Annotated in this window: 22 protein-coding genes; 4 read left to right on the plus strand and 18 right to left on the minus strand. The window is 69.3% G+C overall.

The features are described from left to right. Window positions 1-22 precede the first annotated feature (22 nt). Complete coding sequence (locus PP359_RS03250; RefSeq protein WP_347417256.1) at window positions 23-2,122, plus strand: ArnT family glycosyltransferase; 2,100 nt, start codon at window positions 23-25, stop codon at window positions 2,120-2,122. Window positions 2,123-2,140: 18 nt separating this feature from the next. Here PP359_RS03250 and gltX read toward each other — a convergent pair whose 3' ends face one another. Continuing rightward, a complete protein-coding gene (gene gltX, locus PP359_RS03255) occupies window positions 2,141-3,655 on the minus strand; it encodes a glutamate--tRNA ligase (protein ID WP_499249888.1) in 1,515 nt (504 codons plus the stop codon). A gap of 94 nt (window positions 3,656-3,749) precedes the next feature. Further along, complete coding sequence (locus PP359_RS03260) at window positions 3,750-4,682, minus strand: LysR family transcriptional regulator (RefSeq protein WP_499249889.1); 933 nt, start codon at window positions 4,680-4,682, stop codon at window positions 3,750-3,752. Window positions 4,683-4,760: 78 nt separating this feature from the next. Between PP359_RS03260 and PP359_RS03265 the strand changes: the two genes are divergently transcribed. Beyond that, complete coding sequence (locus PP359_RS03265) at window positions 4,761-5,813, plus strand: aminotransferase class V-fold PLP-dependent enzyme (protein WP_499249890.1); 1,053 nt, start codon at window positions 4,761-4,763, stop codon at window positions 5,811-5,813. Window positions 5,814-5,832: 19 nt separating this feature from the next. On the opposite strand, the gene PP359_RS03270 is transcribed toward PP359_RS03265, so the two are convergent. The 5 genes from PP359_RS03270 to PP359_RS03290 all read right to left on the minus strand — a co-directional run bounded on the left by PP359_RS03270 (window position 5,833) and on the right by PP359_RS03290 (window position 11,681). Continuing rightward, on the minus strand, window positions 5,833-7,068 hold the full coding sequence (locus PP359_RS03270) for an MFS transporter (protein WP_499249891.1): 1,236 nt from the start codon (window positions 7,066-7,068) through the stop codon (window positions 5,833-5,835). Further along, window positions 7,065-7,832 carry a fumarylacetoacetate hydrolase family protein gene (locus PP359_RS03275; RefSeq protein ID WP_039415594.1) on the minus strand — a complete coding sequence of 256 codons (768 nt, stop codon included), beginning with the start codon at window positions 7,830-7,832 and terminating at the stop codon, window positions 7,065-7,067. Before PP359_RS03275 ends, PP359_RS03270 begins: the two co-directional genes overlap by 4 nt. Next, window positions 7,829-8,959, minus strand: a complete 1,131-nt coding sequence (locus PP359_RS03280) for a branched-chain amino acid aminotransferase (protein ID WP_036318360.1) — start codon at window positions 8,957-8,959, stop codon at window positions 7,829-7,831. Before PP359_RS03280 ends, PP359_RS03275 begins: the two co-directional genes overlap by 4 nt. Window positions 8,960-9,008: 49 nt before the next feature. Continuing rightward, the gene (locus PP359_RS03285) at window positions 9,009-10,061 is read right to left on the minus strand and encodes a 3-isopropylmalate dehydrogenase (protein ID WP_036318361.1); all 1,053 of its coding nucleotides are present in this window, start codon (window positions 10,059-10,061) and stop codon (window positions 9,009-9,011) included. 69 nt (window positions 10,062-10,130) lie between these two features. Further along, a complete protein-coding gene (locus PP359_RS03290; RefSeq protein WP_499249892.1) occupies window positions 10,131-11,681 on the minus strand; it encodes an MFS transporter in 1,551 nt (516 codons plus the stop codon). Window positions 11,682-11,745: 64 nt separating this feature from the next. On the opposite strand from PP359_RS03290, the gene PP359_RS03295 reads away from it, so the two are divergent. Further along, window positions 11,746-12,288, plus strand: coding sequence for a TetR/AcrR family transcriptional regulator (locus PP359_RS03295; RefSeq protein ID WP_347417252.1), 543 nt, complete (start codon window positions 11,746-11,748; stop codon window positions 12,286-12,288). A gap of 138 nt (window positions 12,289-12,426) precedes the next feature. Here PP359_RS03295 and serA read toward each other — a convergent pair whose 3' ends face one another. The 10 genes from serA to otsA form a co-directional block, all read right to left on the minus strand. Further along, the gene (gene serA / locus PP359_RS03300; protein ID WP_499249893.1) at window positions 12,427-14,031 is read right to left on the minus strand and encodes a phosphoglycerate dehydrogenase; all 1,605 of its coding nucleotides are present in this window, start codon (window positions 14,029-14,031) and stop codon (window positions 12,427-12,429) included. A gap of 104 nt (window positions 14,032-14,135) precedes the next feature. Beyond that, the gene (locus PP359_RS03305; protein WP_036318365.1) at window positions 14,136-14,489 is read right to left on the minus strand and encodes a hypothetical protein; all 354 of its coding nucleotides are present in this window, start codon (window positions 14,487-14,489) and stop codon (window positions 14,136-14,138) included. Next, window positions 14,486-15,001 carry a hypothetical protein gene (locus tag PP359_RS03310; protein ID WP_036318366.1) on the minus strand — a complete coding sequence of 172 codons (516 nt, stop codon included), beginning with the start codon at window positions 14,999-15,001 and terminating at the stop codon, window positions 14,486-14,488. The genes PP359_RS03305 and PP359_RS03310 overlap by 4 nt, the downstream gene beginning before the upstream one ends. Then, window positions 14,998-15,723 (minus strand): copper homeostasis protein CutC, encoded by a 726-nt coding sequence (locus tag PP359_RS03315; protein WP_036318367.1) that lies wholly within the window; start codon window positions 15,721-15,723, stop codon window positions 14,998-15,000. The genes PP359_RS03310 and PP359_RS03315 overlap by 4 nt, the downstream gene beginning before the upstream one ends. A gap of 103 nt (window positions 15,724-15,826) precedes the next feature. Further along, window positions 15,827-16,852 carry a ketol-acid reductoisomerase gene (gene ilvC / locus PP359_RS03320; RefSeq protein WP_039415608.1) on the minus strand — a complete coding sequence of 342 codons (1,026 nt, stop codon included), beginning with the start codon at window positions 16,850-16,852 and terminating at the stop codon, window positions 15,827-15,829. Window positions 16,853-16,923: 71 nt separating this feature from the next. After that, entirely contained in the window at window positions 16,924-17,433 is a 510-nt protein-coding gene (ilvN, locus tag PP359_RS03325; RefSeq protein ID WP_036290481.1) for an acetolactate synthase small subunit, read from the minus strand. 1 nt (window position 17,434) lies between these two features. Next, window positions 17,435-19,234: an acetolactate synthase large subunit gene (locus tag PP359_RS03330; protein WP_476151580.1), complete on the minus strand. Its 1,800-nt coding sequence runs from the start codon at window positions 19,232-19,234 to the stop codon at window positions 17,435-17,437. Window positions 19,235-19,293: 59 nt separating this feature from the next. Continuing rightward, window positions 19,294-21,000, minus strand: coding sequence for a dihydroxy-acid dehydratase (ilvD, locus tag PP359_RS03335; RefSeq protein WP_112931348.1), 1,707 nt, complete (start codon window positions 20,998-21,000; stop codon window positions 19,294-19,296). Window positions 21,001-21,009: 9 nt separating this feature from the next. Continuing rightward, complete coding sequence (gene otsB, locus PP359_RS03340) at window positions 21,010-21,789, minus strand: trehalose-phosphatase (RefSeq protein ID WP_499249894.1); 780 nt, start codon at window positions 21,787-21,789, stop codon at window positions 21,010-21,012. Continuing rightward, window positions 21,786-23,204 (minus strand): alpha,alpha-trehalose-phosphate synthase (UDP-forming), encoded by a 1,419-nt coding sequence (otsA, locus tag PP359_RS03345; protein WP_499249895.1) that lies wholly within the window; start codon window positions 23,202-23,204, stop codon window positions 21,786-21,788. Before otsA ends, otsB begins: the two co-directional genes overlap by 4 nt. A 43-nt stretch (window positions 23,205-23,247) precedes the next feature. Here otsA and PP359_RS03350 point away from each other — a divergent pair, with 43 nt between their 5' ends. Next, window positions 23,248-23,502, plus strand: coding sequence for a hypothetical protein (locus tag PP359_RS03350; protein WP_112931346.1), 255 nt, complete (start codon window positions 23,248-23,250; stop codon window positions 23,500-23,502). Window positions 23,503-23,525: 23 nt separating this feature from the next. Here the strand turns inward: PP359_RS03350 and PP359_RS03355 are convergent, their stop codons facing one another. Continuing rightward, window positions 23,526-23,966: a GNAT family N-acetyltransferase gene (locus PP359_RS03355; RefSeq protein ID WP_499249896.1), complete on the minus strand. Its 441-nt coding sequence runs from the start codon at window positions 23,964-23,966 to the stop codon at window positions 23,526-23,528. Between the last annotated feature and the right edge of the window lie 45 nt (window positions 23,967-24,011).

Raw genomic sequence — 24,011 nt, forward strand, 5'->3', positions numbered from 1 at the left:
AAGCGGTCCTACGGTGACCGTTGTGACCGCGCTCCCCGCCTCCCCCGCCGCCGCCTTCTCGCCCGTCCACACCGCCGCGACGACCCGGCGGCGGATGGGCACGCCGTGGCACTGGTCCCTCCTCGTCATGGCAGTCGCGGCCGCGATCCTCACAGCCTGGGGCGTCGGGGGTTCGATGTCCGACTACTACGCGTCGATCGCGCTGTCGATGAGCCGCAGCTGGCCGAACTTCTTCTTCGGCTCGTTCGACCCGGCCGGAACGATCACCCTGGACAAGATCCCCGGTTCGTTCTGGATCCCCGCCCTCGCCGTACGCCTCTTCGGCTTCTCCCCCGCCGCGGTCATCATTCCGAACGCGCTGGCCGCGGCGGTCGCGGCCGTGGTGACCGCGATCACCGCACGGCGATGGGCGGGCATCACCTCGGGCCTCGTCGCCGGGGCGGTCGTCGCCACGACGCCCATCCTGGTCGCGGTCGCGCGCTCCAACCAGCCAGAGACGTTCTTCGTGCTCGCCCTCGCCTTGACGGCGTGGGCAGCGACGCACGCGTTGCGCCGGGCCAGCTTCGGATGGTTGGTACTGGCGGGCGTGTTCATCGCCGCCGGCTTCCAGACCTACATGCTCGAGGCGTGGGCGGTCTGGCCTGCACTCGCCGTCGCCTATCTCTGCACCCGACAGCCGTGGTGGCGCCGGGTCTGGCACGTCGCCGTGTCCGCAGCGCTCAGCCTCGTGCTGTCGTTGGGCTGGATCATCGCGGTCTCGCTCGTTCCGGCATCCGACCGCCCCTATATCGGCAGCACGTTGACGAACAATCCGTGGGAGATGGTGTTCGGCTACAACGGACTCGGCAGGTTCGGCTCCACGACCGCCGACAGCGCGGCCTACCGCTCATTCACTCCGCCGTTCTCGGGAACCCCCTCTGCCGTGCGGCTGCTGAACGGTTCACTGGCCGATCAGATCGGGTGGTTGATCCCGACCGCGATCCTCGCCATCGTGATCCTCGCGGTCCTTCGTTTCCGCCTGCCGTTGCTGGTGTTCGGGGCCGTGTGGTTCGTCACGTTCGCCGGAATGTTCTCGCTCGTGGCCGGAATGCACCAGTTCTACACCGCCTCGATGGCCATCCCGATGGCGCTGCTGACCGGCGCCGCGTTCGCCTGGGCGCGGCGACGCCGCATCCTGTGGGCGCAGATCGCACTCCCGGCTGTCGCGGCCACGACGGCGCTGATCATCAGCCTGAGTGTCGCCTCCGACCGCGGAGCCGCATTCTCACTGCCGATGGCGGTGGCACAGGTTCTCGTCGCCGTCGCCGCGGTGGCAGCCGTCGTGGTGGACCACCGTCGGGCACACCCGCGGCTGCTCACTGCCGTCGTCGCTGCGATCGCCATGCTGCTGACGCCGGCGAGCTGGGCCGTCGTGACGATGTGGTCGCCCAACTCGACCAACCCGACCGCGGCCGGCGTCGCCAGTGTGTCCGGCATCGGCGGTGTCGGCGGCTTCGGAGGGTTCGGACCCGGTACCCGCGGCGGCGCACCGGGAGCAACAGGCCTCGGCGGACCCGGCTCGGGGGCCTCCGGATCCGGGAGCGGTGCCTTGGGGCCGCTCGGGGCGGGGCATCGCGGGGACGGGTTCTCGCGGTCTGGCGGACAGACCGGAGCCTCAACCGACGGAGCACGCGAACGTTCCAGCGGGCAGGGCACGGGCACTCGCAACTCCGGCGGTTTCGCCGCTTCGTCCGGCGAGGCGGGCACAGGCGCCGCCGCTACCGTGGCCTGGCTGACGGAGCACCAACAGGGCACCGCGTACCTCGCCGCGACCTTCGGGGCGCAGAGCGCAGCCTCGCTCATCCTGGCCTCGGACGGCGGGTCGTTCCTGCCCATCGGCGGCTTCGACGAGCGTGATCCGGCACCGACGCTCGCGGCATTCCAGACGCTCGTCGCCGACGGGAAGCTGCGGTACGTGATCGCCGGCAACGGTGGCTTTGGCGGTGGCGGAGGCCCGTCGGGCGGGCTCGGCGGCACCGACACCGCGAGCACCGCGGCCGGTCAGATACGCACGTGGGTCGTGGCGAACTGCACCGAAGTCATGGACGCCCCGATGTCAGGCCTCTACTCCTGCGGCGCCTGATGGGCTGCGACAGCTGTCTCAGCCGAGGTGCTGAACGAGTGCGCCGAGGCGGCGCACCGATGCGGACTTGCCGAGCAGCTCCATCGATTCGAACAGCGGCGGCGATACGCGTCGTCCGCTGACGGCAACCCGGAGTGGGCCGTAGGCGACTCGCGGCTTCAGCCCCAGACCGTCGATCAGCGCCGCCGACAGCGCATCCTGCACCGCCGCAGCGGTGAATCCGTGCTCGGGTACCAGCTCCAGTGCTCCCACGGATGCCACGAGTACCTCTCCCGCATTGGCGGGCAGACCCTTCAGCGCATCGTCTTCGTACACGACATCGTCGCGGAACAGGAAGCCCAGCAGCCCGGGCGCCTCACCGAGCAGCTGCATGCGCTCCTGCACGAGAGGCGCGGCGGCATCCAGTGTCGCCTGCTGCACGGCGGTGGGCGGATTCTCGATCAGACCCGCGGCACGCAGATACGGAACGAGCCGGGCGGCAAAGTCCTCGGCGGCGAGCATTCGGATGTGGTCACCGTTGATCGACTCGGCCTTCTTCTGGTCGAAACGGGCGGGATTGGGGTTCACGTCGACGATGTCGAACGCCGCGATGAACTCCTCGAGCGAGAAGACGTCGCGATCGGCGGCGATCGACCAGCCGAGCAGCGCGAGGTAGTTCAGCAGCCCCTCGTGGATGAAGCCCCGCTCACGATGCAGGAACAGGTCGGCCTGCGGGTCGCGCTTGGAGAGCTTCTTGTTGCCGGTCTCGCCGAGGACGAGCGGCATATGACCGAATCGGGGCATGAAGTCGGTCACACCGGCCTCGATGAGCGCACCGTAGAGGGCGAGCTGACGCGCCGTCGAGGGCATGAGGTCCTCGCCGCGGATCACGTGGGTGATGCCCATGAGCGCGTCGTCCACCGGATTGGTGAAGGTGTAAAGCGCCTGGCCACCGGCGCGCACGACGACGAAGTCGGGGAAGGAGCCGGCAGGGAACGTCACCTCGCCGCGGATGAGGTCGACGTACGTCAGGTCCTCATCGGGCACGCGCAGGCGCCACGCGGGCTCGCGGCCCTCGGCGCGGAAAGCGGCCTTCTGGTCTTCGGTGAGGTCACGGTCGAAGTTGTCGTAGCCCAGCTGCTTCGCTCGCCCTGCGGCCTCGTTGCGCGCATCGATCTCCTCCGCCGTCGAGTACGACTCGTAGACGGCACCCGAGGCGATCAGGGTCTCGAGGACGCCCGCGTAGATGTCGCGGCGCTGCGACTGGCGGTACGGCTCGTGCGGGCCGCCCTTCTCGACGCCCTCGTCCCAGTCGATCTTCAGCCAGGTGAGCGCGTCGACGAGCTGACGGTAGCTCTCCTCGCTGTCGCGAGCGGCGTCGGTGTCTTCGACGCGGAAGATGAGCTTGCCGCCGGTGTGTCGCGCGTACGCCCAGTTGTAGAGCGCCGTGCGCACCATGCCGACGTGCGGAAGGCCGGTCGGCGACGGGCAGAACCGTACGCGGACGTCGGTTCCGGAAGCGGTGGTGGTACGGGGATGGATCGCGGCAGACATCGCCTCCAGTCTAGGCGGCGGGCGGGCGCAGCGAATCGTCAGCCCCGCGTCGCGACGACGAGCGCGCGGCGCGGTCCGGCGATCACGCCGCGGGTCAGGATGATGCGGATTGCACCGCAGCGAGTTCCCGCCCGAGCACCTCGAGCACGGTGCTCACCGACGGGACCCGCTCGGCGTCGCGTGCCGTGACGACGTGGAGTCCGCGCGACTCGGCCGGCGGCAGCGGAGCGGTCTGCACGCCGGGCAGCAGCGGGAACGACTCGACCGCCATCCGCGGCAACGTCGCCACGCCCAACCCCTGCGCCACGAGTCCTTCGACCGCGACGGCATTGTCGGTCTCGAACCCGATGCGCGGTTCGAACCCCGCGCGACCGCAGAGCTCCAGCAGATGGCCGCGACAGCGTGGGCAACCGGCGATCCACGTCGCGTCGGCGAGTGCCGCGACGTCCGCCACACCCGCATGGCCTCCGGGCAACACGAGCAGCAGGTCGTCGCGACCCGCGCTGCGTACGGTGAGCCCCCGGGCGCTCGATCCGTGCGGGTCGTCGCGGTCGCCCGGGTAGCTGAACGTCAGCGCGATGTCGGCGCGGTCTTCGCGAATCGCTTCCACCGCCTCCGGTGGCTCCGCCTCCACATAGGTGAGCGTGAGTCCGGGGTGGGATGCCGAGAGGGACGCCAGCAGACGGGGAACGAGCACGGGCGAAGCCGAGGGGAAGGCGACAAGGCGGACGACACCGGTGCGCAGCCCCCTCAGCTGTGCCAGTTCTTCGGCGGCGGCGTCGAAGGCGTGCGTCACGGCCGGCGCATGACGGGCGAGCACACGGCCGGCCTCCGTCAGCCGCACGCCGCGACCGACGCGCTCGATCAGCGCAACCCCCAGCCGGTTCTCCACACGCCGCAGCTGCTGGCTGATGGCGGGCTGACTGTATCCCAGAGCGGCGGCGGCCGCTGTGATCGAGCCGGTGTCGGCGATCGCGCGCACGGTACGCAGGCTCTGGACGTCCAGTTCCGGGGCGATCTCCTTCACGTACACATCATCGCATGGCATGCTTCTCATGCAATACCTGCCGTAGACGCATACGTCGCGACGCGCGAAGCTGAAACCATGATCACCGCTGTCCACGACCCCCTCGCCTCGGTGCGCGCCGAGTTCGGCTCCGCCGACGGCTACCTGGCCGCGTGCACGGTGGGGCTGCCGATGGACGCGACGCGGCACGCGGTCGCCGCGGACCTCGCCGGACGCCCCGACATCGCGAGCTACAGTCGCGCTGTGGAGCAGTCGCGAGCACACTTCGCGTCGCTCGTGGGTGTCGCCCCCGAGCGCGTCGCGATCGGCTCCCAGACGTCGGTTCAGGTTGCACTTCTCGCGGCGGCGCTCCCCGCGGGTTCGACGGTCCTGGTACCGGAACACGAGTTCTCCTCGCTCGTCCTGCCGTTCGTGCACGCAGGCCGCGGCATCCGCGTCCGCACCGCTCCGCTGTCGCGCCTGGCCGACGCGATCACGTCCAGTACGACGCTCGTCGCGTTCTCCCTGGTGCAGTCCGCGTGCGGTCACGTCGCCGACGTCGACGCCATCTGCACCGCGGCAGCGGCGGTCGGTGCACGCACGGTATGCGATGCCACGCAGGCCGTGGGCTGGATGCCGGTCGACGCCGGGCGATTCGATGCGCTGCTCTGTCACGCCTACAAGTGGCTGTGCTGCCCGCGCGGCGTCGCCTTCATGTCGGTGAGCGCGGACTACGCGCGCACGCTCGCGCCCGCACAGGCCGGGTGGTATGCCGGCGACGATCCCTGGACGTCGTGCTACGGCGGTGACGCGGATCTCGCCGCCTGCGCGCGACGCTTCGACGTCTCCCCCGCCTGGCAGGCATTCGTCGGCGCCGAGCCCGCGCTGCGGACATTCGCGCAGGCCGACATCGCGGCCGTCCACGCTCACGCCACGGGTCTCGCGTCCCGCCTTCGTCGGGCGCTGGAGCTGGAGCAACCGGACATCCCGACGGCGATCGTCACCTGGGTCGACCCGGGCGGAGACGACCTCGCGCGTCTGCAGGCCGCCGGCATCACGGCATCCGGCCGCAACGGGCGCGCGCGCGTCGCCTTCCACGTGTTCAACGACGAGACCGACGTGGACCGGGCCGTCGCAGCCCTCCGCGGCTGACACCTCCTCGCGGCGCTCCTCACCCGCGACGCGCGTAGGGCGAGAGCACCGTGACCGCGACGACGAGCACGAGTGCGACCAGCGCGAGTCCGCCATAGCCGATCTGACTGAGGACGACGCCCGCGAGCACGGCGCCGACAGCGGCGCTGAAGGTCATGATCGTGTCGCTGAGCCCCTGCCGTCGCGGCCGCAGGCTCGTCGGAGAGCTCTCGGTGAGCAGAGCTGCGCCCGACACGGTCGCAGCGCTCCACCCCGCTCCCAGCAGGAACAGCGCGACCACCACCGCCCATTGCGAATCGGGCATGGTCGCCGCCACGATCAGCGACACCGCCAGGAGCGCCTGACCCAGGAGGATCGTCGCGATGCGTCCCCATCGGTCGGCCAGCACCCCGAACACCGGCGACAAGCCATACATGCCGAACACGTGCAGCGCGATCGTGGTTCCGACCACGAGCGTGACGTGCTCGGGTGCCAGGTGCGCCAGATGGATCGGCGTCATCGCCATCACCGACGCCATCACCACGTGCGACCCGGCCACCGCGAAGACCGCATAACGCGCGGCGACCGGCCGGTCGACATCGTCGATGCGCTCACGCTGCGCCTCGCCGCTGCGCGCCAGGCGCTGTGCGAGCAGGAGCGGGTCGGGTCGCAGCGCCGCCACGTAGAGCGCAAAAGCGATCAGCTGCGCCACGATCGAGAACGCGTACGAGCCCGTGAGCGGTGGCATCCGCAGCGCGGCGCCGACGACCTCTCCCGGTGTCAGAAGCAGCGGGCCCACCACACCCCCGACGGTCGTCGCCCAGACGACGGTGCCGAGGTCGCGTCCGCGCCGCGGGGCGGGAGCGAGGTCGGTCGCGGCGAAGCGCGACTGCAGATTGCCCGCGTTGCCGGCGCCGATGAGCACCACACCCACGATCAGCAGCGGGAAGCTGCGCACGGCGGCCGCCGTGATGACGATCCCGATGCCGATCAGCGCGAAGAGGTTGCCGAGCGTCAGCGCCACCCGTCGCCCGCGCCGTGCCGCCATCCGCGCGAGCGGGATGGCGCACAACGATGCTCCGAGCGTCACGGATGCCGTCGCCAGCCCCGACAGCGCCTCCTGGCCCGACAGATCGGCCGCGAGCAGCGCGCCGAGCGAGACCGTTGCGCCGAAGGCGATGCCGCCCAGCACCTGTCCGGCGGCGAGGACGGTGACGGTGCGCCGCTGGATACGCGCGACGGCGACAAGGTCCATCGCCGGCGCCAGGGCGCTCACGCGTTTCGCGCGGTGTTGCGCAGCGTGCCCAGGCCCGTGATCTCGATCTCGATGGTCTGGCCCGCGTCGAACGGCCCGATGCCGGCCGGCGTACCGGTGAGGATCACATCCCCCGGCAGCAGCGTGAACGCGGCCGAGGCGTAGGCGATGATCTCCGGCACCGAGTGCACCATGTCGGAGATCGGGCCATCCTGGCGCACGTCGCCGTCCACCCGCGTCACGATGCGCGCGCCGCCCTCGAGGTCGAACTCCGTCTCGATCGCCGGACCGAGCGGGCAGAACGTGTCGAACCCCTTGGCGCGCGCCCACTGCCCATCCGACTTCTGCAGATCACGCGCGGTCACGTCGTTGCCGATCGTGTACCCGAACACGTAATCGAGCGCAGCGGATGCCGGGACATTCTTGGCCACACGGCCGATCACGATCGCGAGCTCGCCCTCGAAATCGGTGCGCTCGGACTGCGAAGGCCGCACGATCGCATCTCCCGGTCCGATCACCGCGGTGTTCGGCTTCAGGAACAGCAGCGGCGCGGCCGGAGCCTCGCCGCCCATCTCGGCGGCGTGGTCGCGGTAGTTCTTGCCGACGCAGACGATCTTCGAGCGCGGGATGACAGGAGCGAGCAGCGCGACCTCACCGAGCGGAACCCGCTCCCCCGTCGTCTCGAAACCCGCGAACAACGGATCACCCGCCAAGACGACCAGCTCGGTCTCGTCGACGATGCCGAAGCGGATCGCCTCGTTGTGGCTGAAACGGACGATCCTCACGCGGCCGGCTCCGCATCGGTCACCGGCTCGTCGAGACGCACCAGCCAGCCGTGCGTGTCGTCGCGACGCCCGTACTGGATGTCGGTGAGCTCGTCGCGCAGCGACTGGGCGAGCGGGCCGAGGGGCTGCTCGTCGACGAAGTCGCGCCCCTTCAGCACACCGATCGGAGCGACGACGGCGGCGGTGCCACATGCGAACACCTCGACGATCTCGCCGGAGGCGACACCCGAACGCCACTCGTCGATCGAGACCGCGCGGCCCTCGATCTTGTGGCCGCGGTCGGCAGCGAGCTGCAGGATCGAGTCGCGTGTGATGCCTTCGAGGATCGAGTCCGACTGCGGCGTCACGATCGTGCCGTCCTTGTAGACGAACACGACGTTCATCCCGCCCAGCTCTTCCACGTTGCGATCCTGGTCGAGGAAGACGACCTGGTCGCAGCCCTGCTCGTACGCCTCCGCCTGCGGCAGCAGGCTGGCGGCGTAGTTGCCGCCCGTCTTCGCCGCGCCCGTGCCGCCCTTGCCCGCGCGCGCATAGTCCTCACTGAGCCAGATCGACACCGGCTTGGCGCCGCCCTTGAAGTACGCGCCGACCGGTGAGGCGATCACGTAGTAACCGACCTTGTTCGCCGGACGCACACCCAAGAACGCCTCCTTGGCGAACATGAACGGGCGCAGGTAGAGGCTCTGGTCGGCGCCGGAGGGCACCCAGGCGCCGTCGACGGCGATGAGCGCCTTCAAGGACTCGATGAAGTACTCCACCGGCAGCTCGGGAAGCGCCAGGCGTCGTGCGCTGCGCTGCAGGCGACGACCGTTCTGATCGGGACGGAAGGTCCACACGGAACCGTCGGCATGCCGGTAGGCCTTGATGCCCTCGAAGATCTCCTGCCCGTAATGCAGCACGGCGGCAGCGGGGTCGAGCGACAGCGGGCCGTAGGGCTGAACGCGGGGACGGTGCCACCCGCCGCGCACCGACCAGCAGATGTCGACCATGTGGTCCGTGAAGGTCGTTCCGAAGGCAGGATCGGCGAGCAGCTGCTCGCGCTCCGCAGCGGACTTCGCTGCGAGGTTGCGGGTGACCGCGAACTCCAGAGGGGCGAGTCCGGCGTCGGGTTCGTAGATGAGGCTCATGTCGTGTCCTGAGGGTGTGAGCGGTCGGCGTACGTGCGGCGGTTCCAGGCTACGCCTGCACCGCGGCGGCGATGGCGTCGCCGACCTGAGCGGTGGCGCGGGGTGCGGAGCCCCTGTGGGCGATGTCCTCCTCGACGGCGCGGGTGACGCGCGCGGCTTCGTCGGCGAGCCCGAGATGATCGAGCATGAGGGCGACGGAGAGGATCGCGGCCGTGGGGTCGGCCTTCTGCTGTCCCGCGATGTCCGGCGCCGAGCCGTGCACGGGCTCGAACATCGAGGGGAACGCGCCGTCGGGGTTGATGTTCCCCGAAGCGGCGAGGCCGATGCCTCCGGTGACGGCGCCGGCCAAGTCGGTGAGGATGTCGCCGAAGAGGTTGTCGGTGACGATCACGTCGAAGCGGCCCGGGTTCGTGACCAGATAGATGGTGGCCGCGTCGATGTGCACATAGTCTACGGTCACCTCGGGGTGCTCCGATGCCACGGCATCCACGATCCGCTTCCACATCCCGCCGGCGTGCACCAGGACGTTCGTCTTGTGCACGAGGGTCACCTTCTTGCGGCGGCGCTCGGCATGAGCGAACGCGTACCGGACGACGCGCTCGATGCCGAAGGCCGTGTTGACCGACGTCTCGTTGGCCACCTCGTGCGGTGTCCCGGTGCGGATGGAACCGCCGTTACCGACGTAGGGTCCCTCCGTGCCCTCCCGGACCACGACGAAGTCGATCTCACCGGGATCGGCAAGCGGCCCCGGCGCTCCCGCATACAGCTTCGAAGGACGCAGATTGACGTAGTGATCTAGCGAGAACCGCAGCTTCAACAGCAGCCCACGCTCGATGTTCGCGTCCTTCAGACGCGGATCGCCCGGTACGCCCCCGACGGCACCGAGCAGGATCGCGTCGTGTGCGGCGATGGCGGCCAGATCATGGTCCGTGAGCGTGTCTCCCGTCTCGAGGTAGCGCGCCGCCCCGAGGGAGAAGCGCGTCTTGTCGAAGGTGACCTCGGATGCCGCGGTCACGGCGTCGAGCACCTTCTCCGCCTCTGCGACGACCTCCGGACCGATGCCGTCACCGGGGATGACGGCCAGCTTGATCACACGCGACATGGAACTCCTCGACACAGCTCGTACTCGGGCATGCGCGGCGCCGTCGGTGCGGACGTCCGTGAGGACGGATCAGTGCTCGACGTGGGCGCTGCGCGACCCCTTCAGCGTAGTGGCCGCGATGACCGCTGCGATGGCGACGAGCACGGCTCCGATCACCGCGGTGATGCCGACACCCGCGTCGAAAGCGTGAGCCGCCGCCGTGCGCAGCGCATCGGCGGTGGCACCGTCCAGGGCGCCCGCGACGGTCATCGCCCCTGCCAGGGTCTCGCGCGCGGCATCCGCCGTGGCACCCTCGACACCCGCAGGGAGCACGATGCCCGTGCGATACGCGGCTGTCAGGATGCCGCCGAGCACCGCCGTGCCCAAGACGGCGCCCAGCTCGTAGGCCGTCTCCGACACGGCGCTGGCCGCGCCGGCCTTCGCCGGCGGCGCACTGGCGAGAATGAGCTCGTTCGACACCGTCTCGGCGGCACCGATGCCGATGCCCAGCAGCACGAAGGCGGCGATCAGCAGCGCCAGGGCGCCGTCTCCGACCGCGCCGGGAACGAGCAGGTAGGCGATGACCGAGAACGACAGTGCGATCGGAACGATCACGCGCGCCGAGACGCGGCGGGCGATCGGCACGACGAGCAGTCCGGCGACGATCATCGCCGCCATGCCGGGAACGAGCGCGAATCCCGCCTCCATCGGCGACAGACCGACGATGAGCTGCAGATGCTGCGCGACGAAGTACAGGAAGCCCACGAGAGAGACGACGCTGAGCAGGTTCACCAGCAGCGCGCCGCTGAAGGTGCCACGGGCGAACAGCCGCATGTCGAGCATCGGCTGCGCGGAAGCGAGCTGACGGCGAACGAACACGACACCGAAGCCGAGCCCGGCGATCGTCAGCACCACCGGGAGCACGCCGAAGCCGTGCACCGCGACCTCCTTGATCGCGTAGACGATCGGCACCATCGTCAACATCGACAGAGCGATGCTGATCGGGTCGATGCGTCCAGGGCGCGGATCACGGCTCTCGGGCACCAGCAGCGGCGCCAGGATCAGCAGCGGCACGAGAACCGGCACCGACATGAGGAAGACCGAGCCCCACGCGAAGTGCTCGAGCAAGATCCCGCCGACGATCGGCCCCAGGGCCGCCCCCGCGGAGAACATCGACGCCCATACCGCGATCGCCATGCGGCGCTGGTCGCGGTCGGCGAAGATGCTGCGCAGCAGCGACAGGGTCGACGGCATCAGCATCGCGCCGAACACGCCCATACCGGCACGTGCGGCGATGAGCCAGGCGGCGCTGGGCGCGAAGGCGGCCAGCACCGACACCGCGGCAAAGCCGGTCGCGCCGATCAGCAGCATCCGTCGACGCCCGAAGCGGTCGCCGAGCGTGCCCATCGTCACCAGCAGCCCCGCGAGCACCAGCGGATAGGCGTCGATGATCCACAGCTGCTGGGCGCTGGAGGGGTTCAGGCTCAGGGCGATGTCGGGCAGGGCAAAGCTCAGCACCGTGTTGTCCACAGAGACGAGCAGAACCGGCAGCATCAGCACGATCAGTGCGAGCCAGCCGCGCCATCCCACGCGCTTCCCGTTCGACTCGGCCAGGGTGATCTCTTCAGTCAGTGTCATCATTTGTAAACCGTCCAGCCGGTATAGTAACAGACATGGATGCCGCTCGCTGGATACGATCGAGACCATGAGTCGCCCTCCCCTGGCCCGCGAGAAGGTGCTCGACGCCTTCGAGGCGATCCTCGTCGACGAGGGCGAGCGAGCGGCGACGATCGATGCGACGGCGCGGGCCGCGGGTGTCTCCAAAGGCGGCCTGCTCTACCACTTCGCCTCGAAGGAGATGCTCGAGGCAGGTCTCATCGAACGCCTCCAGACCCTCGTCGACGAGGACGTCGCGGCGATGTCGACCTACCCGGGCGGCCCCATCGCCCACTATCTGCATTCATCGGTCATGTCGAACGACCCGATCGACCGCGTCATCCTCGCCACCTCCCGCCTGGCTCAGGGCGGCAACGGCCAAGCCGCGGAAGCACTGCGCGAGGTCAGGGAGAAGTGGGCGGACGCCCTGCGTCCGTACGCTCCCGACGGCGCCGCGCTCGATCTCGTGATGCTCGTGGGCGACGGCCTGTACTTCAACAACGCACTGTCGGGCGGATCGATCCCGGGGCCGGTCCCCCGCGGCGACGCGCTGGACGCCCTCGTCGCTCTCGTCGAGCGCGCGGTCCGCTGACCCCGCACGCATCCTGCCGAGCCGCCACGTTCTCACCGAGCCGCTATGGTGCTGCGCGCCAAACCATAGCGGCTCGGAGAGGTCATGGCGGCTCGACGGCGGGATGTCGTGGCACGGCGAACACCCGCGGGCGCGGGATCAGGCTTCGACGATCTCCAGCTGACGGAAGAGGTCGGCGCCGATGGCCTCGCGGGTGTCGTCGAGGATCGCGTCCGGCACGGGCTGATCGACCGTGAGCACCGAGAGAGCGCGACCCGAGGCGTCGGGCTGAGCGACGAACAGACCGGCGATGTTGATCCCCGCCTCACCGAGCTTCTGCCCGTAGATCGCGACGATGCCCGGGCGGTCCGCATAGCGCATGAGGATGTGGTGCTTGTCGATCGGCACCTCGATCTCGTAGCCGTTGATGCCGACGATCTTCGGGACCATCCGCGTGCCGGCAAGCGTTCCGGCCACTTCGAGAACGGTGCCGTCCGAAAGGGTGCCGCGCAGGATCGTGATGTTGCGGTACAGCGGGCTGTCCGCCTCGACGATCAAGCGCGTCTCGATGCCGCGCTGCTCGGCGAACAGCGGCGCATTCACGTACGACACGTTCTCGCTGACGATCTTCGTGAAGATGCCCTTCAGCGCCGCGAGGCGGTACACGCTCACGTCGTACGCAGCGAGCTCGCCGCGCACCTCGATGTCGAGGCTCGTGAGGGCGCTGGTCGCAAGGCCCGAGAAGACCTGTCCGAGCTGCTCGACGAGGGCGATGCCGGGACGCACGAACGGGTCGATGACGCCGCCGGCGACGTTGACGGCGTCGGGCACGAGGTCGCCTTCGAGGGCGAGCTTGACCGAACGGGCCACCGAGATTCCGGCCTTCTCCTGCGCTTCATCGGTCGAGGCACCCAGATGCGGGGTGACGACGACGTTCGGCAGCGACAGCAGCGGGAACGCGGTGCCGTCGGCCTTCGGCGGCTCGCTCGTGAACACGTCGAGGCCGGCGCCGGCGATCTCGCCCGTGGTCAGCGCTGTGTACAGCGCCTCCTCGTCGATGAGCCCGCCACGCGCGACATTCACCACGTACGCGGTCGGCTTCATCAGCGCGAACTGCGCCGCGCCGATCATGCCCGTCGTCTCGGGCGTCTTCGGCATGTGGATCGTGACGAAGTCGCTCTGCGCGAGCAGGTCGTCCAAGCTCAGCAGCGTCACACCGAGCTGCTGTGCGCGCGTCGGCGTGACGTACGGGTCGTACGCCACGACACTCACGCCGAATGCCTGCAGACGCGCGGCGATGAGGGCGCCGATGCGGCCGAGGCCGATGATGCCGACCGTCTTCTCGAAGAGTTCCGTGCCCGTGAAGGAGCTGCGCTTCCACGCACCGGCGGCGAGCGAGGCATGTGCGGCCGGGATGTGCCGGGCAAGGCTGAGGATGTGCCCGATCGTCAACTCGGCCGCCGAGATGATGTTGGAGGTCGGCGCGTTGACGACCATGACGCCGGCCGCCGTGGCGGCTTTGATGTCGACGTTGTCCAGTCCGACGCCGGCGCGCGCGACGACCTTGAGCACGGGAGCCGCGGCGATCGCCTCGGCATCCACCTTCGTCGCCGACCGGATCAGGATGGCGTGGGCGTCGGCCAGCGCCGACAGGAGCGCGGGACGGTCGGTGCCGTCGACCTGACGGACATCGAAGTCCGGCCCCAGGGCGTCGATCGTGGCGGGTGAGAGTTCTTCGGCGATGAGGACGACAGGCTTGGACACAGCGGCAGGACCTTTGCGCAGGATCGGAGCGGGTGGAAGGATGCCAGCCTACCGGTCGCACCGCACCGCCCCCGACCGTGTGACGACCGGGGAAAAGCGATCCCTCAGCCGAGCATCGAGGAGCCGGACGGTCCGACCGTGTACGTCAGGATGTTCAGCCAGAACACCGCGACGACGCAGAGACCGGCCATGAGGACGAGCGCGAACTCCCACCACGTCCGCCGCCAGCCGACGGCGAAGGCGACACCGAACGCGATCAGCGGGAACAGAACCGACAGCAGCAGTACGAACCAGCCGTAGGCGTTCAGCGGCTGGGCACCGGAGGCCGCCTGCGAGAGGAAGCCGACGGCGTTCCACACGAAATAGGCATAGAACAGGCCGAACACGACCGAGATGGCGACGATCAGCCAGGTGGGCAGCACACGCGCCCGCGGCGGGGTGGGAGCACTCGTGGTCATCGTCCCACCGCCCCGACGAGGATGAACGGCCACGGCACGAGCAGCGCGAGCCCGCCGACCAACAGCAGCACGCGTACCCACGCCTTCGCGGCGCGCGTCAGGAGGAACACCGTGAGGAACCAGACCGGCGCCGCTGCGACGGCCAGCCACAGGGCCGCCGCGTATCCCACCGGGCTGACCAGGAACTCCGCCGTGCCCTGCAGGCGCAGGCCGCCGATGATCCAGCCGATCGCGAAGAGCAGGTAGGCACCGGCGAGGATGCCGAGCGTCACGAGCATCGCGTTCGACATCTGCGTCGGCTCATCGGGCATCGTGACGGTGCCGTCCGCGTCGATGTGGCCGACGGTGGCGCTGCCCTTGCCGACGGCGGTGAATCCGTCGGGAAGCACGGCCGGTTCCGGCTCGGGCGCCGGCTCGGGCGTCGACTCGACGGTGGGACGGTGTCCCACGTCGAGAGTGGGATCGTCGTCGCCGTCCCAGGTCAGGGCGTCGTCATCACGTGGCGTGCTCACTCCGAAAGCGTACTGCGCACCGCGGCCGCAGCTGCCGCCACCACGACCGGGTCGGTGACGTCGTGGCCGCCCGTTCCTCCCCCGGGCCCCGACGGGACGTCGAGACCGGTGACGGCCCGGGCGGACAGATGCACGGCGTCGACGCCCGCGTCCGCGATACGCGCGATGTCGCCCACGCGGATGCTGCCGCCGGCCATGATCTCGACACCGGTGCCCGCCGAGACCAGACGTCGCAGCACCTCCGTGCCGTCGACCGATCGCGCGGCCCCGCCCGAGCTCAGCACACGGTCGACACCGGCCGCGGCGAGCCCATCGAGAACGGCGAGCGGCGAGTCTGCCGCGTCGATCGCCCGGTGGAAGACGAGCGTGCCGTCGCCGGCGGCGTCTCTCCACCTGCGCAGCGCCGCCGCGTCGAGGTGCCCGTCGCGAGTCAGTGCGCCGACGACGACACCCGCCGCCCCGGCGGCCCTCACCGCGTGGATGTCGGCAGCGACGAGGGCGATCTCGTCGTCGTCGTAGACGAATCCTCCCGCGCGGGGACGCACGAGCACGTTCACGCGTTCCCCGCCGACAGCGGCGACCGTCATCTCCACCAGCGCGATCGACGGCGTGAGCCCACCGACAGCCAGCGCCTGGCAGAGCTCGAGCCGGTCCGCTCCTGCGTCGATGGCGGCGCGGGCGCCCGCGACATCCTGAACGGCGATCTCCAACGCGACGGTCATCCTGTCACGCTAGCAAGCGAAAGGCCCGGCCCCCTTGTGTGGGGGCCGGGCCGGTGTGGCTTTCGCAAGCCTTCTCGGCGGGTGTGCCGAGGTCTGGACGAGGTCAGCGCGCGGCGGAGCCCTCGGTGTAGTCGGCGTCCTGCTGCTTCCACGCGAACAGGGCGCGCAGGTCCTTGCCCACGGCCTCGATCGGGTGGGCGGCGGCCTTCGCACGCAGCTCCTGGAACTCGGGCGCACCGGCGTCCTGGTCACCGATGAAGCGCTCGGCGAAAGCGCCGGACTGGATGTCGGCCAGAACGCCCTGCATGTTCTCCTTGACGCGCGGGTCGATGACACGCGGGCCCGAGACGTAGTCGCCGTACTCGGCGGTGTCGGAAACCGACCAGCGCTGCTTGGCGATTCCGCCCTCCCACATGAGGTCGACGATGAGCTTGAGCTCGTGCAGCACCTCGAAGTACGCGATCTGCGGCTGGTAGCCGGCCTCGGTCAGCGTCTCGAAGCCGTACTGGACGAGCTGGGACACGCCACCGCAGAGCACGGCCTGCTCACCGAACAGGTCGGTCTCGGTCTCTTCGGTGAACGTGGTCTTGATGACGCCGGCGCGCGTGCCGCCGATCGCCTTCGCGTACGACAGCGCGGTCTCCCAGGCGTGGCCAGAGGCGTCGCGCTCGACGGCGATGATGTCCGGGATGCCGCGGCCGGCGACGAACTCGCGACGCACGGTGTGCCCCGGCGCCTTCGGGGCGACGAGGATCACGTCGACACCCTCGGGGGCGTCGATGTAGCCGAAGCGGATGTTGAAGCCGTGGGCGAAGGCCAGGGTCTTGCCGGCCGACAGGTTCGGCAGGATGCTCTCGCTGTAGATGCCGCGCTGGTGCTGGTCGGGCGCGAGGATCATGATCAGGTCGGCCCATGCGGTGGCATCGGCGACGTTCTTCACCTCGAAGCCGTCCTCCTGGGCCTTCGCGATCGACTTCGAGCCGTCCTTGAGCGCGATGACGACCTCGACGCCCGAGTCGCGGAGGTTCTGCGCATGCGCGTGTCCCTGCGAGCCGTAGCCGACGATCGCGACCTTCTTGTTCTGGATGACGGACAGGTCGGCGTCGGAGTCGTAGAAGATCTCAGCCATGGTGTGTGTTTCTCCTTGATTTCTTTCCGGTCATTGAGCGGGCGCAGCGAGTCGAGGCGCCCGTGAGGGAATCAGCCGCGCAGGACGCGTTCGGTGATGGACTTGCCGCCGCGGCCGATGGCCAACAGGCCCGACTGGGCGAGCTCCTTGATGCCGAACGGCTCGAGGGCGCGAAGGATCGCGTCGATCTTGCCGCGATCACCCGTGACCTCGACGACGAGGGCGTCCGTCGCATAGTCGACCACGGACGCACGGAAGAGGTTCACGACCTCGATCACGTTGGAGCGCGTCTGGTTGTCGGCGCGCACCTTGATCAGCATGTGTTCGCGCTGTACGGACGCCGCCGGCTCCAGTTCGACGATCTTGATGACGTTGATCAGCTTGTTCAGCTGCTTGGTCACCTGCTCCAGCGGGAGCTCCTCGACGTCGACGACGACCGTGATACGCGACAGGCCGGGCACCTCGGTGACGCCCACCGCGAGCGACTCGATGTTGAAGCCGCGGCGGGCGAACAGGCCGGCCACCCGGGTCAGCAGACCCGGCTTGTTCTCGACCAGAAGACTCAGGACATGACGGCTCATCTCAGTCCTCCCCGTCGAAGCTGGGCGCATGATCGCGGGCGTACTGGACGAAGCTGTTGCTGACGCCCTGCGGGACCATCGGCCACACCATCGCGTCGGCCGACACGACGAAGTCGATCACGACCGGTCGATCGTTCGTCTCGAGTGCCAGCGTGATGGCGGCATCCACCTCTTCGAGCTTCTCCACACGGATGCCGAGGCAGCCATAGGCCTCCGCGAGCTTCACGAAATCGGGCACGCGCACCGTCCCGTGACCCGTGTTGAGATCGGTGTTGGAGTGACGTCCCGAGAAGAACAGCGTCTGCCACTGGCGCACCATGCCGAGGCTCGAGTTGTTGATGATCGCGACCTTGATCGGGATGTCGTTCAGCACGCACGTGGCCAGTTCCTGATTCGTCATCTGGAAGCAGCCGTCGCCGTCGATCGCCCACACGACGCGGTCGGGCTCGGCGACCTTGGCGCCCATCGCGGCCGGTACCGAGTAGCCCATCGTTCCGGCACCGCCGGAGTTGAGCCACGCGTTGGGGCGCTCGTAGCCGATGAACTGCGCCGCCCACATCTGATGCTGTCCGACGCCGGCGGCGTAGACGGCCTCGGGCCCGGTGAGCTCGCCGATGCGCTTGATGACGTACTGCGGAGCAAGGAGGCCGTCCTCCGGCTCGGCGTAGCCCAGCGGGAACTCGGTGACCAGACCATCCAGGTACGACCACCACTCCGCGATGTCGGGCGTGTGATCGGCGCGGGCGCTCTGGAAGGCGGCATCCAGGTCGACGAGCACCTCCTTCAGATCCCCCACGATCGGCACGTCGGCCGTGCGAATCTTCGAGATCTCCGCCGGGTCGATGTCGACGTGGACGACCTGCGCGTTCGGCGCGAACTCGTCGGCCTTTCCGGTGACGCGGTCGTCGAAGCGCGCGCCCAGGGCGACGATCAGATCGGACTCCTGCAGGGCGAGCACCGCGGGCACCGTGCCGTGCATCCCGGGCATGCCGAGGTTCTGCGGGTGCGAGTCGGGGAACGCTCCGCGCGCCATCAGCGTCGTGACGACGGGGGCGCCGGTCGCTTCGGCGAACACGCGCAGCTCCGCCGCGGCACGGGCGCGGATGACGCCGCCACCGACGTACAGCACGGGCTTCTTCGCATGCGCGATCAACTGCGCAGCCGCCTGGATCTGCTTGCCGTGGGCCTTCGTCACGGGGCGATATCCGGGCAGCTCGATCTTCGGGGGCCACACGAACGGTGCCGAGGCCTGCTGCGCATCCTTCGTGATGTCGACGAGGACGGGTCCGGGCCGGCCCGTCGAGGCGATCTCGAACGCCGCCGCGATCGCGGCGGGAATCTCCTCGGCGGTCTTGACCAGGAACGAGTGCTTCGTGATCGGCATGGTGATGCCGACGATGTCCGCCTCCTGGAAGGCGTCGGTGCCCATGAGATGGCTGAACACCTGGCCGGTGATGCAGACCAGCGGGACCGAATCCATGTAGGCGTCGGCGATGGCGGTGACCAGGTTGGTCGCGCCCGGACCGGACGTCGCGATCGCCACGCCCGTGCGTCCGGATGCGGCGGCATATCCCTCCGCCGCGTGGCCGGCGCCCTGCTCGTGACGGACGAGGATGTGGCGCACCGCCTCATCGTCCATCAGGGGGTCGTACACCGGCATGATGGCGCCGCCGGGCAGACCGAAGACGTCCGTGACCCCGAGCATGTCCAGGGATCGGACGACGGCCTGGGCGCCGGTCATCACAGGAGCGGCAGCTCCGCGGGCAGGTGGTCGCGGCACGGCCGCGGTGTCGAGAGACATAGTGGTACCTCGGGTGTCAGATGCGTGTGAGGGCGGCTTCCCGCCCTGGTGTCACGGCCTCAGCCGGTCGTCGCGCCCTCCGCTGCGGAGCGCACGAGTTTCGAGTACTTGGCCAGAACGCCACGGGTGTAGCGCGGGGGAAGCGGCTCCCAGCCGTCACGGCGGGAGTTCAGCTCTGCGTCGTCGACGAGTAGGTCGAGAGTGCGAGCCGCGATATCGACCCGTATCAGATCACCATCGCGCACGAAGGCGATAGGACCTGCGTCCACCGCTTCGGGTGCTATGTGGCCGATGCACAGGCCGGTTGTGCCGCCTGAGAATCTGCCGTCCGTCAAGAGTAGTACATCTTTTCCGAGCCCTGCGCCCTTGATCGCCGCCGTGATGGCGAGCATCTCGCGCATGCCGGGGCCGCCCTTCGGGCCTTCGTAGCGGATGACGATGACGCTGCCGGCGGCGATCTCGCCCGCCTCCAGGGCGTCCATCGCGGCGCGCTCCCGCTCGAACACCCGTGCAGGGCCCTCGAACACCGACGCGTCGAAGCCCGCGGTCTTCACGACCGCCCCTTCCGGGGCCAGCGAGCCGTGGAGGATCGTGATGCCGCCCGTGGCATGAATGGGGTCGTCGAAGGTGTGGATGACGGTGCCGTCGATCGGGTCGGGATCGAGCTCGGCGAGGTTCTCCGCGAGGGTCTTGCCGGTGACCGTGAGTGCGTCGCCGTGCAGCAGACCCTCGTCGAGCATCGCTTTCATGATGACGGGAATGCCGCCGTGGCGGTCGACGTCGTTCATGACGAACTTCCCGAACGGCTTCATGTCCGCCACATGCGGGACCTTGTCGCCGATGCGGTTGAAGTCGTGCAGGCTGAGCTCCACCTCGGCTTCGCGGGCGATGGCGAGCAGGTGCAGCACGACGTTGGTCGAGCCGCCGAGGGCCATGGCCAGTGCGATGGCGTTCTCGAACGCCTCTTTGGTGAGGATGTCGCGCGTCGTGATGCCCTGACGCAGCAGGTTCACGACCGCTTCGCCGGAGCGGTGGGCGTAGTAGTCGCGGCGACGGTCCGCCGACGGCGGTGCGGCGGAGCCGGGAAGGCTCAACCCCAGCGCCTCGGCGACGGAGGCCATCGTGTTCGCGGTGTACATGCCGCCGCACGCCCCCTCGCCGGGCGCGATCGCGCACTCGATGCGCTTGAGGTCCGCTTCGCTCATCTTCCCCGCGAGGCACGCGCCCACCGCCTCGAAGGAGTCGATGATCGTGACGTCCTTCTCCGTGCCGTCCGAGAGCTTCACCCAGCCGGGCGCGATGGAACCCGCGTAGAGGAACACACTGGAGAGATCGAGACGCGCCGAGGCCATGAGCATGCCGGGGATCGACTTGTCGCAGCCGGCGAGCAGGACGGTGCCGTCGAGCCGCTCGGCCATGACCACGGTCTCCACGGAGTCGGCGATGACCTCACGGGACACCAGCGAGAAATGCATCCCCTCGTGGCCCATGGAGATGCCGTCGGACACGGAGATGGTGCCGAACTGCAGCGGGTACCCGCCGCCGGCGTGGACGCCCTCCTTGGCGCCCTGCGCGAGCCGGTCCAGGCTCAGATTGCACGGCGTGATCTCGTTCCAGCTGGAGGCGATGCCGATCTGGGGCTTGTCCCAGTCCTCATCGCCCATGCCGACGGCACGCAGCATGCCGCGGGAGGTCGTCGCCTCGATGCCGTCCGTGACGACACGACTGCGCGGCTTGATGTCGATGGTGGGATCGCTGTCCGGCATCCTCGAAGTCTATTCCCGCAGGGTGTCCCGATCGTGCGCGAGACGCGTCAACAACGCCGCCAGTTCGGGGATGCCGGCCACACGGACACGTGCCGCCGTCTCCCCCGGCCCGACGCGCACGCCGACGTCGCCGGGCTCGAGACTGCGCAGAGCGTCCTCATCGGTGACGTCGTCGCCCGCGAACAGGACCGCGGTCGCTTCCGTCTGCGCCCGCAGGCGCGCCACCGCGCCGTCTTTGCCCTCCGCCCGGAAGGCGTACTCGAGGATGTCGTGCCCGTCGCGACGGCGCCACGTGGGCGCCTCGGCCTCCATCAGGCGAGCGATACCATCGTGCGCCGAGCGTGCGCCCCCAGAATCCGTCGCGAGACGCGTGTGCAGCGCGAACCCGAACTCCTTCGGCTCGATCCAGGCGCCCGGGACGCCGGCCGCGATCGCCTCGGCTCGAGCGCACAGCCGGTCGCGCAGCGCCAGGAGCGCAACGTCGACCGTCGACGCGTCTTCGGAGCCGGACGGCGGCCATTGCTCCGCGCCGTGCGAACCCGCCAGCAGCAGCGGCGAGTCATCGTCGTGCTCGGCGATGATCCGCAGATCGCGCAGCGTGCGCCCGGACACGAGGGCGACGGTCGTCGCGGGAACGCGAGCGAGCGCGTCGACGGCGGCCCGCGCGGGCGCACTCATGCGCGCCGCCATCGGCTCGTCGATCAACGGCGCCAGGGTGCCGTCGAAATCCAGGGCCACCAGAAGACGATCCGTGACCGCCAGGCGTGCCAGAGCGTCGTCGACGCTCACGACGTCGCCCTCACCGCATCGAGATCGCTGAGGAAACGCCGCGACCAGTCGGCGACGTCGTGGTCACGCACGCGGCGGCGGAGGGCGCGCATGCGGCGCCCCTGTTCGGAGGGTGACATCTCGATCGCCGTCATGATGGCGTCCTTCAGTCCCTCGATGTCGTGCGGATTGACTTTCACCGCCTGCGACATCTCGTCGGCGGCGCCGGTGAACTCGCTGAGTACGAGCACGCCGCGTCCGTCGACGCGGCTGGCGACATACTCCTTCGCCACCAGGTTCATCCCGTCGCGAAGGGCGGTCACGAGCATCACGTCCGCCGCGAGGTACAGCGCGACCATCTCCTCCCGAGGATACGAGTGATGCAGGTAGCGGATGGCCGTGTGCCCGACGGTGTCGTGGTCGCCGTTGATGCGGCCGACCGTGAGCTCGATCTCGTCACGCAGCTGCATGTAGGCCGCGACGCGCTCCCTGCTCGGGCTCGCCACCTGCACGAGCGTGACGTCCTCGACATCGAGGCGGTGGTCCTCGAGAAGCTCTCCATACGCCTTCAGGCGGTGACCGATGCCTTTGGTGTAGTCGAGACGGTCGACGCCGAAGAGGATCGTCTTCGGGTTGCCGAGGCTCTCCCGAATCTCGGCGGCCCGGGCCTGCACCTCCGGGCGGCGAGCCAGCTCGTCGTACAGGTCGGCGTCGATCGAGATGGGGTATGCCTTGGCGACGGCGGTGCGAACCGCGCCGTCGGGCTCGGGGACCCGGATCGCACCCGCCTTCGTCTCGAACCCCAGCTGGCGGCGCACGGCCGTGGCGAAGTTGCCGGCATCCTGCACCCGCTGGAACCCGATGACATCGGCCCCCAGAAGTCCCTCCAGCACCTGCTTGCGCCAGGGAAGCTGAGCGTAGATGCCGTATGCCGGGAACGGAATGTGGTGGAAGTAGCCGATCACCAGATCGGGCCGCAGCTCGCGCAGCATCCGCGGCACCAACTGCAGTTGATAGTCCTGCACCCAGACGACCGCGCCGTCCGCGGCGGTCGACGCCACCGCCTCGGCGAAACGGCGGTTGACGCGGACGTAGGCTTCCCACCATTCACGGTGGTAGGCCGGCGGCGAGATCACGTCGTGGTAGAGCGGCCAGATCGTGTCGTTGGAGAATCCCTCGTAATACAGCGCCACGTCCTCGGCGGACAATGCGACGGGCACGAGCGACATTCCCTCCAGTTCGAAGGGATCGATCTCGAGGTCGGCGGTGCCGGGCCAGCCCACCCACGCCCCGCCGGTGCGCTGCAGCACCGGTTCGAGAGCGGCGACCAAGCCGCCCGGCGAACGACGCCACCCACCCTCGACGCTCGGATCATGGTCGACGGGCAGGCGGTTGGACACGACGATCATGTCGGCCTCGGACTTCGGGTCGCTCACGCGGCTCCTCTCGGCAGGCGTTCTTCCAGGCTAACGTGGTCGCATGCGCAAGTACCTGTTCGGGACCGGGATCATCTCCGCCGTGACCAGCGGCCTCGCGCTGCTGCGCGGCCTCCGTGGCGACGTGCCGTTCACGTGGCGTCAGGCGCTCGCGTGGCTGAGCTGGGGAATCACTCTGGCCCTGTCCATCGGCACGATCGTGGACACCTATCGCGCCTCCCGCGGACGGATCATCTCCACCGACTCCCCCGTGCGCGGGAGCGAGGAGAAGCTGCTGGCGAAGCGCCTGCAACGGTGAGCCTCGAGAGCTGAGACGCGCGTTCAGAGCCCGATCTCGTAATGCACGAAACCGGTGTCGGTTGCGACCCGGTCGTAGAGAGCGCGCGCCGTCGCATTGGCCTTCTGCGTCAGCCAGTAGATCTTGACCGCGCCGGCGGCGTCGGCCTGCGCGCGCACGTGAGCGATAAGTGCGCCGCCGATACCGCCGCCGCGGGCGTCCGGTGACACGAAGAGATCCTCGAGATAGCAGTACGGACCGGTCGCCCACGTGGACGGGTGGAACAGCCAATGGACGATGCCGACCGCGCGGCCCTCGTCATCGCGCGCAATGGCCCCGTGCAGCTCGACCCCGGCGACGAGACGACGGTAGACGTCGTCGGTCACCTCTTCGGCGAGATCGCTTTCGTAGAACGTCAGGTAGCCGGACCACAGGTCAGCCCATTCCTCGCGGTCGGTCGCGCTCAGCGCAGTGATCGTCACCATGCACCGAGGCTACCGCGCACGGCCTCGCCGCCCGACCGGCTGATG

Source organism: Sphingomonas sp. BLCC-B65, assembly GCF_028550675.1.
In the GTDB taxonomy this organism is placed as follows: domain Bacteria; phylum Actinomycetota; class Actinomycetes; order Actinomycetales; family Microbacteriaceae; genus Microbacterium.